Here is a 9,648-nt window from a genome sequence, read left to right as displayed (position 1 = left end):
GTCGAGCACGTCGAGCACGTCGAGCACGTCGAGCACGTCGAGCACGTCGAGCACGTCGAGCACGTCGAGCACGTCGAGCACGTCGAGCACGTCGAGCACGTCGAGGATATGCCCGGTGCCGCGTACGAGGCGGAACATCTCGGAGATGTGCAGGGTGTCGCCCGGCCGTGCGTAGGTCAGCAGTTCGCCGAACTTCGGAGGCTCCAGCGGGTGGAGGCGGCTGGACGTGCCCGCGGTCGAGGACCCGGTCGTCTTTGATTCCGGCTTCGTCGAGGACGCGGGCCCGCTCTACGCGCAGTTACGCATCCCGGAGCCGGAACCGGTCCCCGTGCAGTCCCCGGACGCCGCTTCTGCCGAGTTGCGCCTCGCGGCCGTCGAGGACCTGCAGCAGCGCCTCGATCTCCGCTTCGCCGGGCGGGATCCGCAGTTGCGGTTCCGCCGAGGGCCCGCGGCCGGTTTACCTCGTCCAGGGGGCACTCGACCACATGCCCGGTGAGGTTGTGCAGCTCAACCTTGTGCCGCAGCTCAAGGAACTGGAAGTACACCGCCGGTGCACCGGCCCGCCCGGTCCGCGAGTCGACGCAGCAGCACCGCCCCCGCATGCCCGACCAGGCCTTTCCCGTCGGTCCTCACGCACAGGCCGCGGTCCCACGCTGTATTCTCGACCACCAGAAAGGTGTCCTGGCTTCTGTACCGGATATGACCTAGACACTCACATCCTTGCAGGTCACAGGTGCCTTTCTGCTACCGGGCCGTCAGGTCGGCCAACTCCGCCGAAGAGCGGAGGTTACTGCTTGATCAACATCGTCCCTCGAAACGAACTGCGCCCAAGCGGGATCCCGCACGCCGGGGTCGGGCTGCCGGCTCTCGCCGAGTTCCTCCGCCCAGCCGGAGCGGACGCGCGCTCCTCGCTGGAGCAAAAGGCCAGATGCCGAGCTCAGGCGACGATGCAGGTCATGGCTGCCCACAACAGAGGGGACTGCTCGATCCGGCCGCCGGCGCGCCAGCGGCCGAGTTGCTCGCGCTGCCAGCGGCCGAGCCGGTGCACGGGGTCGGGGTGTTCGTGCGCGGTGTCGACGGCGACGATCGCCTCCGACAGGGGACGCACGGACTGGGGCACACCGGCGAACCGATGGAACGCAAAACTGGTCGGCAGGACCCAGCGGGTCGCAGTGACCAGCTCGGCACCGTTGTGGATCATCGCCGTGGCCAGTCCGAACGACTCGGCGAACCGCAGATCGCCGCCGCTCTCGCAGCCGATCAGGGCGACCCTCGGCGGCGCCGGCCAGACACGCGCGCCCGGCTCCCCGTCAGCCCGCAAAGGGAGCGTGCCGAGCAGGAGGTCCTTGGCCGCCAGCGGCCGATGGCTGCGGACCACCTCGGCCAGGCCCGAGCTCTGCGGACCGCAGCACAGATGGAGGGCGCCGTCCTCGCTCTGGCCGCCTTCGACTGGCGCGCCGCTGACATGCCCGACGTACATCAGTCTGCGGGCCCCCCGGCACAGAACGTCGCTCAGCCAGTCCCGGTCCAGGTCGGTACGACGGAACGCCTCCGCCGGGGTGCCGAGATGCGGTTCGACGGAGCCCGCGTCGAGACGGGCCCTGACGAGCGACAGCAGCGCCGGATCCGAGCCGGGTGGCCCCAGGACCGAGCCGAGCGGGGAATCGGCCCGGAACCCGGGCACGCGGGGGTCGAGGACGAGGACGACCGGGCCGGCGTCCCGCACCGGGCGTTCAGAGGTGATGTGCCTTCGCAACGACGTAGCCGTGGTGGTCACCACGTCCGCGAGATCGATGAGCCGGACGTCGTCGTCGTCGACAGCCAGCAGTTCCCAGGGGACCTGAGCGACCCGGGGGGACGGCTGGATCCGTATCAGCGGGCGGCCCGCGCGTCTTGACACCTGGCGTATCTGCGCCGTCAGCCCCTCCGGCCACAGCGCCTCGGCCAGCGTCCGCGCGAGTCGGCGCTCGGCGCGCCGATCGGACAACGCTCCCGACTCGAATGCCCGCTGCATCCCCGCCGCTCCCTCGCCCGCCGCGGGCAGTGCGGCGGCCAACTCGTGCATCGCCTGGTCGACTTCGTCGGCAGGACCCTGAGCGGTGCCGAAGCCCCGGGCTCCGCCGGCCCACGTCCAGGTCATGAACAGGTCGTCCGCGTCGGCCAGCCGGACCTGGACCACCGGGCGATTCGTCAGGTCATCGGTGAACCAGAACGGAACCTCCTCCTCGTCCACGATCCGCCGGCGGTAGCGGAACTCGGCCGCCGCGATGAACTCCTGGAGCGCGATCCGGCCGGTCTCCGCCGACATCAGCACCTTCGGCGGCGGCGCGACCCTCAGACCGGCGGAGACGGCTGCCTCCGCCGCCACACCGCCCAGCGTCACAGCGCCGCCGCCGTCATCCCCGTAGGACTTCATACCTGCGTCCGGGAAGACCGGTGTGGTGTCCCCGGAGCGCGTCACGGACTCCGGCACACCGCCGAGGGCCAGCGCCGCGCCCGCGCAGCGGTGTTCCACCAACTCGAAGAGGAGACCGTGGTCCTGACGGCGTACAGCGAGGCGGAAGGCCAACCGCATCGCATCGTCCGCCAGTTGCAGCCACTGGCTGCGCGCGTGGGCGGTGACGAAGTCGTGGCGGGCGGCGGCCAGTGCCAGGGCGGCGGGGACGGCGAGCGACAGCGCGGTGTCGACGGACCGGGTCTCGTGGTCGCCGTGGTCCGTCCGGTTCAGGTTGTCCTCAAGGGCTCTGGCGAGCATGAGATCGACCTGCGCGCACCGCTCCAGGACCCCCCGTTCCTGGTAGACGTCGCGGGCGTCCTGGGCCAGCCGTCGCATCTCCTCGACGTCGCCCCGCACGTAGGCGTGTTGGGCGCCCAGCAGCATGGTGTCGGCGGCGGAGACCGAGACGCCGAGCTGTGTGAACCTCTCCAGGCTCGCCGTCATCAGGTCGTGCGCGCCCACGGCGTCGCCGCGGCGGTCGGCGAGGAAGCTCCGGGCCTGTTCGCAGACGGCGAGTTCGACGAACCGCCGCTGCTGCTCGAAGAAGGCGGACGCCTCGGTGAACAGCCGCTCCGCGACGTCGAGTTCCCCCCGCTGCAGCGCGATGGACGCCCGGTGCGCAAGCATCGTCTGCTGCTCCCCGGTGTCTCCCGACGCCCGGAAGGCGTTCTCCGCGCGCGCGAAGTGGTCCTCGGCCTCATCGAACCGGCCGGTCGAGGAACAGATCACGCCGAGCGCGGACAGCAAGCGGGGCACAACCTCAGCCGCACCCGCCGGAGTGGCGGACAGCAGCAACGTGGCCTGCTCCTCGGCCGTTCCCCACGCACCCCGGTCCATCAGCAGCAGTACCCGGTTCAGGCCGAGTTCGGTGCCGCGCAGTCCGTCGGGATCGTCGAACTCGGACAGCGTGGCTGTGGCCTCGTCGAGACAGGCCAGCGCCTCGTCCGGACGCCCCGTCCTGCGCAGCAGGTCGGTCCGCGCGATCAGCGTCTTCAGCACCGTCTCCAGATACAGTTGGCGGCCCCTGGGGCCCATCGGCGCCGACGCGATGCCGTCCAGCAGCACGCGGGACTGGTCCAGGGCGTCCTCGGCCCGGGGCAGGTCCGAGGCGTCGAGGAGGAGCGTGCAGAGGTCGGACAGCAGGTGTGCGCGCAGGAACCGTACGTCGGGAGAGTCCTCCAGGGACTCGGCCAGGGTGAGCAACTCGCCGTAGACAGCGCACGCGGCCCCGAAATCGGCGGCCATGTGGTGCTCATGGGCCTGGGCGACGCCGCTGTCGAACGGCTCTCCGAACAGGGATATCGGTGCGGTGGTCTCCCGCTCGCCGTGTGTCTCAGGCCCGTTGTCGTTCCTGTCCGGCATCCGTCAGTAGTCCTCACTGGTGGCAGCGGCGGCGAGGATCTCGGCGAGGAACGGCCCCGAGCACATGTCGTACACGTCGTACAGCGGTGGTTGCGCCGCGTCGGCCAGTCGACGCCGCGCCAGGGCGCGGATCGCGTCACGGTCGACGCGGCCCCCGGCCCCGGGGCCGGGGTCGAAGCCCGGCAACAGGACACCGACCTCGATGCGGGGCGGCGCCGTGGCCGACAGGTCCGTGGCGGAGGCCGGATCCAGACGGCCCCGGCCGGTCCACACGTCGTCCCGTCGTGCAAGGGCCACCCGGTTCGGACGGCGGCCGTTCACCTTGACCTCCGCTACGAGCGGAATGCCGGCATCGGCGGGTGCCGCGACATGCGCGACGGCCCCGACCTCGATCTGCCGCCGTGCACCGAGCGCACGAACGGTCCAGGACACCGCGTCCTCGGCCGCGTCGACGAACCCCGGCGGATAGCGGCTCCAGTCGTTGGTCCCCGAGCCCCGCGCTATCACCCGCCCGCCTGCGACGGGCGGATCGCCCGCCGCGAGGGCGTAACCACCCTGCCGGGCGAACAGCGCGCCGGGATCGACCGGCGTGCCGGCGGCCGGGCCGGTACCGCTGCGGTTCTGCTCCTGGTCGGAGGCCGAGCGCAGGCGGCGCAGAGCGGGCCCGTCCAGCCCGGCGCAGCCCGCCGCGTCGTCGATCAGCCGCAGGACGCTCCCCAAGCGCTGTGCCGTGTCCGACGGCTGTGGCTGCGCACGCCACCACTGGATCAGCGGTTCCAAGGCGCCGCTGTGCTCACCGACCAGTTCGGCCACGCAGTCGTCGGGCTGGTCGTCGATGTCGTCCGAGCCGTCGAAGAGCTGCTGGCACTGGTGGGTGAGCGCGGCCAACTCCAGTCCCAGCACATCCGGTTCGAGGGCCGGAATGCCGTCCGTGTAGGACGCCGGCCACCACCGGGCCGCCCAGTGCCCGAAGCTGAGCCGGGCGGCCGCGTTCGCGAGAGCGGTCGGACGGCCCGTCGGCCTTCGTACCGGCAGAGAATCCTGCGCCTCCGCCGCGACCGTGTGGACGGCGACGGCGACGCGCTCACCGTAGACCGCCCACAGCCACTGCTGTGCCCGCACCACGTCATGGATCTCCGCCACCGGCAGAACCGGGCCCTCGAGAACGGGCCAGAACAGCACCGCCCCCGCGACGTCGAGCACGGATCGCGTGAAGTCCGCTCCCGCGGTGGTCATATCGTCGTAGGCCCGGCCGTGTCCGAAGGCAGGACCTGCGGTGACCCGGACCGCGCCGCCCTCACCTCGCACGACGTGGATGTCCGCCCCGGCCCCCGCCGTCACGCGCTCCTCCGCTCGATCGCTTCGCCGGCGGTTGCCGAGAGCGCCCGCAGCGCCGACCGGACTCTGGCACGGTGATCCATCATCACCGAGCGGGCGACCCCGTCGAGCAACGCCCAGGCCGACGCGAGGTCCCCCAGCGGGGCGCCGTGGACATCCCGCCCGTGCAGCCGCACCCACAGCCGCCGCATGTAGGCCACCCACGGGGTACGGAGGTCCTGGGCGAGGGCTTCCAGAGCGCCGCCGTCCCGGTCCGGGTGGGCAGACACGGTCATCCGACGGGCGCGCAGGACCGAAGCCTCGCGCTGCCAGCGGCTGTTGACCGCCCGGTGCGCGACCGTACTTCCCGCCGAGGAGTTCCCGGAGCCCAGCGGGTCGAGGCCGGCTGCGAGCCGCCCGCCGAGCACGACGGTGACCCGCAGGCTCTCGTCGTGCAGGCCGAGCGGGGCGCAACTGCGGCCGACCTCACGCCCGACGAGCTCCGTCACCGTCGGCAGTTCCTCGCGCCGGGCCGACGACTGGAGCACCACGAAGAGCCGCTCGAAGAGCGTGCGGTCCAACGGCGCGGGAAGCGTGGCGGTGGAGGCGCCCCGGCCGACCTGAGGCCGTGACGGCACCGGTCCCGTGGTCAGCCCCAGATGTGCCGGTAGCTCCTCGCGGCCCCAGACACCGCTCGTGGGCTCCCGCAGAGCTCGGCCGAACAGTACGCCGTGTCCCGCTTCGACCATGCGGGCGTAGGCCGACGAGTCCGGTTCCGGCGCGCCGCACGCCTCCAGGACCTCGGCCGCCAGGGCCACCGCCGCGGCCGCGTCCGCAACCGGTTGACGGCGTTTCCACGCGGCGGCCAACTCCGCGTCGAGCCGGGCGTACCGGTCGGTGTCCGCCAGACAGTCCTTGAGCGCCTCCACCGTGCGTCCGCCGATCGCGTCCGCCATCTCCTTCACCACGACCCGGGCCACTGCGTCCGCGTCGGCCGGGGGCGCCCCGTGCTCGGTGGCCAGCTCGAAGCAGCGCTGGAAGTACAGATCCTGGGGGTTGCCCGCCACGACACCCAACGCCCGGCGGGCCTTCTTGAGCAGTGTGAACCACTGCGCCGTCGCCTCAAGACGTGTCCTCGACTCCTGGACCAGCGCGTCGAGGCGCGCGGCCTCGGCCGGTCCCAGGAAGTCCGCCGCGAGTTCGGGACGCAGCGTCGGCCTGACGATCAGCGGCAGCACGATCAGCTTGACCGTCCGCGTCAACGGCGCCCCGTCGGGGCCGCTCAATGTCTTCAGCCCCGCTCCGAGACGCCGCCAGGCGTGATCGATGACCAGGGCGCGCGGTCGGCGCTCACCGGTCGGCCGGTTCGGGGAGGGCATGAGGGGAGCGTACGTTGTCGGCCAAGGGTCGGGCGAACCTGGGATCGGTAGGCGTCCCGGCCCGCCTAGCGTCCCCTCCATGCACCGCACCGGACACCGGTGATCACCACAAGGAGAGGGCGTCATGGGAATATTCGGCAAGCGTGGAAAGAACCGCGAGGAGCGGGCTGCCGAGATCGTCGGCAAGGTGGCGAGCGGCAAGGGCTTCTACGGGCGGGCCACGCGCGCGTTCCTCGGCGCGGAGGACTTCGCCACGGTTCAGCAGTCGATCGCCGCGCACCACTCGAGCCATGACGTCCAGCAGTTGCTCGCTGCCGGAGTGCCGACCACACCGGCTGTCGTGATATCGGTCGACGACACCGGCCGACTGGTCAACTTCGACCCGGTCGTGGACCTGGTCCTCCAACCGGCCGGAACCACCGACCCGATCACCCTGCAGACCCTCGTCTCCAAGCTGCGCATCCCCCGTGCCGGCGACCAGGTCCTGCTGATCGCCGATCCGGCCCGGCCGGGCGGCTTCCTCTACGCCGGGGACGGCGTGACCCCGTGAACCCGGCAACGCTCGACCGGAGGGAAAGCGGACTGGGGGGATCACACATGGCCGACCGGAAGCCCTGCGCGTACGTCTGAAGCAACGGCGTCGGAGCCGCTCGGTCTGATCTGCGGGGTGAACGGCAGCAGGGAGGCGTCGCCACCGCCGCGGAGCAGCTCCGCACGCTCCCGGCACATGTCGAGGACGCCGTGCAGGCCGCGAGAAGGCCGGTGCCAGGAAGGAGCACACCCAGGCACGCGGATTGTGTGCGCGGAGGAACCAGGCAAGATCGAGGAGCAGGGGCGGACGGCGCCGCAAGAGGGCTGAGGCCGGAGCATGGCGGGACGAATTCGGGCGGCCGGCCGGCTCGGGAGCCGAGCTTCTTACGGTTGCGGACCGGGTCGGACTTCTCCGGGATGGTGCAGAACACGCCTCGTCTGCGCAGGTGGGCGCGGTTGGCTTCCGCCTCGGGGGCGAAGTCGTACACAGTGCCTGCGGCGGACAGCGTCACCGTGTCGGCGCCGACGTCCAGCACGGCGCGGGTGGTGGTCAGCCGCGCCCGCAGACCGGAGCCGGCGGGGATGATGTCGATGGCCGCGGTCGCTGTCCGAACCGCGCGACGGCCGGCGGGCCTCCGCGATCGGGGTGTTCGGTGCCTGCACGGTCAACCGGCCGGCCGAATGGGCACGGCCGGCAGCCGCAGCAGTGCTGGGCCCGGGTACGGTCGGTTGCCGAAGCCGCTCCGGCCGCCGTCGGCACCGCCGCCGTGACGTACCGGATGCCCGGTGCCTTCAAGCGCCACCACCTGCTGTCGGTCGGCGAGAACCGGGGCGTGCGGGGTGGCCGAGAACCGGGAGGCCGCGCGGGTCACCGATGTCTTTTTCTCGGGGGCGGTCTTGCGGGGGTCATTGAGGTAGGCCTCGTGGTGCAGGCCTGATGCCCGCAGGCCGTTGGCGTCAAGGTGGGTGTGGTGGAGTTCGTGCAGCACGGGTGCCTCGTCGTCGTAGGAGCCGAGGTGGGACACCTGGGCGCTGGGGCCCTTGTGGAGGGGCAGGTGTCGCGGCTGAGGGATCGTGGGGGAGTTTCTTCTTGGCCGGCGTGGTCTGCTCGGCGCCCTCGATCATCTCCTCGGTGATCCGGGAGGGCATGCTGATGAGCATGGTCGAGTTCCAGGTGTCCCTGGCGCGGGCGGGGCGTGAGCAGGGCCACCCACTACCGCCACCACCGCAGGAGTCCAGCGCCCCAGTGGCCGCGACCGGAACAGCGGCGGCATCCTCGGGCGCTGTCGCCCGAGGGGGAGATACGGGTTCTCGGCGTGCTCCACTTCGTGGAGTTCGCGGACATGGCGCCTGCCGAGATCTACGCGGTCCTCCTCGACCGGGGCGTCTGCCGGTGCCCGGAGTCGACGATGTGCCGGCTCCTGCGGCGGCACGGCGAGGTCGGTGAACGCCGCCGCCAGGCCGTCCATCCACCCCGGACCGTTCCCGAGCCGGTCGCTGAGAACCCGAACCGGGTATGGAGCTGGGACATCACGAAACTGAAGGGACCGGTCGAGGATGCCTACCGCTGCCTCTGCACGATCATCGACATCTTCAGCCGATGCACGGTCGGCTGGATGATCGCCGACCGGGAGAACAAGGACCTCGCCGAGCGGTTCCTGTCCGAGTCGATCGCCAAGTACGGCATCGGAACAGTGTGGTTGACGATCCATTCGGACCGCGGGTCCCTGATGGTCGCGCAGAACGTCGCCCGGATGACGGCCGGTCTCGGCGTCACCACGTCGCATTCGCGGCCGAAGACGTCGAACGACAACCCGTACAGCGAGAGCCAGTACAAGACCCTGAAGCACCGGCACGACTTTCCCGGGCGTTTCGGATCCCTCGAGGACGCCCGCGCGTGGTGCACCCAGTTCTTCACCTGGTACAGCGAGGAGCACCGGCACTCCGGGATCGGGCTCCACACGCCCTGCGACGTGCACTTCGGCCTTGCCGGGCAGCTCCGCGAGATGCGTGCCGACGTCCTTTGGGCCGTCTACGCGAAGCACCCCGAACGCTTCGTCCGCAAGTAACCGGAGCCGCCGAGGACCCCCGCAGCGGCCTGGATCAACAAGCCGGCACCGGACGGCCCACTGATCCCGGCACAACGTTAGAACGATCTACCTGACTTGATCGCTTTGACAGGTCCCGGGCGCAGTACCGACGCGGCCGTGGGCAGGTTCACGCTCGCCTCGAAGTGCCGGTCGCCGGCCAGACGTGTCACAGGTGGCTGACCGGCTCCGGCGGTGGGCAGTGTACAAGCGGAAGAAGTCACAGCCCCCATGAAGACTCCGAAGCCGGTGGCCGGGCAACGGGATGATTCCGCCGCGGCCGCGTCGCCCCTGGACGCCTGGCCCCGGTGTGATCTTCGAGGCTGTGCATTCACCGATTCGGGTGACTTCGTGTTCCGGTACCGGGGTGCCTTGACGAGCGGTGAAGCCGGTGACAAGCAGTCCGCCGGCAGTTTTCGGATCGAAGGCCGGCTCCCTTGCCGGGACGTGGTGAGGGAGCCGAGTGGTGGGTGCC

At 71.1% G+C, this 9,648-nt stretch carries 7 protein-coding genes and 1 pseudogene; 3 read left to right on the top strand and 5 right to left on the bottom strand.

What is annotated here, in order from left to right; translation table 11 throughout:
• The first annotated feature begins 226 nt into the window (after positions 1-226).
• The gene (locus tag ABZ862_RS36120) at positions 227-496 is read left to right on the top strand and encodes a hypothetical protein (RefSeq protein WP_360968074.1); all 270 of its coding nucleotides are present in this window, start codon (positions 227-229) and stop codon (positions 494-496) included.
• A gap of 441 nt (positions 497-937) precedes the next feature.
• Here ABZ862_RS36120 and ABZ862_RS36115 read toward each other — a convergent pair whose 3' ends face one another.
• From ABZ862_RS36115 to ABZ862_RS36105, 3 genes are read right to left on the bottom strand one after another with little or no spacing between them, the layout of a single operon-like run.
• Entirely contained in the window at positions 938-3,859 is a 2,922-nt protein-coding gene (locus ABZ862_RS36115) for a tetratricopeptide repeat protein (protein ID WP_360968071.1), read from the bottom strand.
• 3 nt (positions 3,860-3,862) lie between these two features.
• Positions 3,863-5,200 carry a hypothetical protein gene (locus ABZ862_RS36110; RefSeq protein ID WP_360968068.1) on the bottom strand — a complete coding sequence of 446 codons (1,338 nt, stop codon included), beginning with the start codon at positions 5,198-5,200 and terminating at the stop codon, positions 3,863-3,865.
• Positions 5,197-6,555 (bottom strand): hypothetical protein, encoded by a 1,359-nt coding sequence (locus ABZ862_RS36105; RefSeq protein WP_360968065.1) that lies wholly within the window; start codon positions 6,553-6,555, stop codon positions 5,197-5,199. Before ABZ862_RS36105 ends, ABZ862_RS36110 begins: the two co-directional genes overlap by 4 nt.
• A 124-nt stretch (positions 6,556-6,679) precedes the next feature.
• Between ABZ862_RS36105 and ABZ862_RS36100 the strand changes: the two genes are divergently transcribed.
• Complete coding sequence (locus ABZ862_RS36100; protein ID WP_360968062.1) at positions 6,680-7,105, top strand: hypothetical protein; 426 nt, start codon at positions 6,680-6,682, stop codon at positions 7,103-7,105.
• 337 nt (positions 7,106-7,442) lie between these two features.
• Here the strand turns inward: ABZ862_RS36100 and ABZ862_RS36095 are convergent.
• Positions 7,443-7,544: pseudogene (locus ABZ862_RS36095) on the bottom strand (IS5/IS1182 family transposase); the annotation flags it as partial.
• Positions 7,545-7,751: 207 nt separating this feature from the next.
• A complete protein-coding gene (locus tag ABZ862_RS36090) occupies positions 7,752-8,111 on the bottom strand; it encodes a GyrI-like domain-containing protein (RefSeq protein ID WP_360968059.1) in 360 nt (119 codons plus the stop codon).
• Between the two features lie 291 nt (positions 8,112-8,402).
• Here ABZ862_RS36090 and ABZ862_RS36085 point away from each other — a divergent pair, with 291 nt between their 5' ends.
• Positions 8,403-9,155 carry a DDE-type integrase/transposase/recombinase gene (locus ABZ862_RS36085; protein ID WP_360968056.1) on the top strand — a complete coding sequence of 251 codons (753 nt, stop codon included), beginning with the start codon at positions 8,403-8,405 and terminating at the stop codon, positions 9,153-9,155.
• The last annotated feature ends 493 nt before the right edge of the window (positions 9,156-9,648 follow it).

Origin of the sequence: Streptomyces sp. NPDC047000 (assembly GCF_040644295.1) — a bacterium.
GTDB lineage: Bacteria > Actinomycetota > Actinomycetes > Streptomycetales > Streptomycetaceae > Streptomyces.
The sequence above is the reverse complement of the archived record's forward strand: the minus strand, read 5'-3'. Positions and strand labels throughout refer to the sequence as shown.

Coding starts and splice junctions, on each gene's coding strand:
- ABZ862_RS36115 (WP_360968071.1), bottom strand. CDS start 3,859: ATGCCGGACAGGAACGACAACGGGCCTGAGACACACGGCGAGCGGGAG.
- ABZ862_RS36105 (WP_360968065.1), bottom strand. CDS start 6,555: ATGCCCTCCCCGAACCGGCCGACCGGTGAGCGCCGACCGCGCGCCCTG.
- ABZ862_RS36100 (WP_360968062.1), top strand. CDS start 6,680: ATGGGAATATTCGGCAAGCGTGGAAAGAACCGCGAGGAGCGGGCTGCC.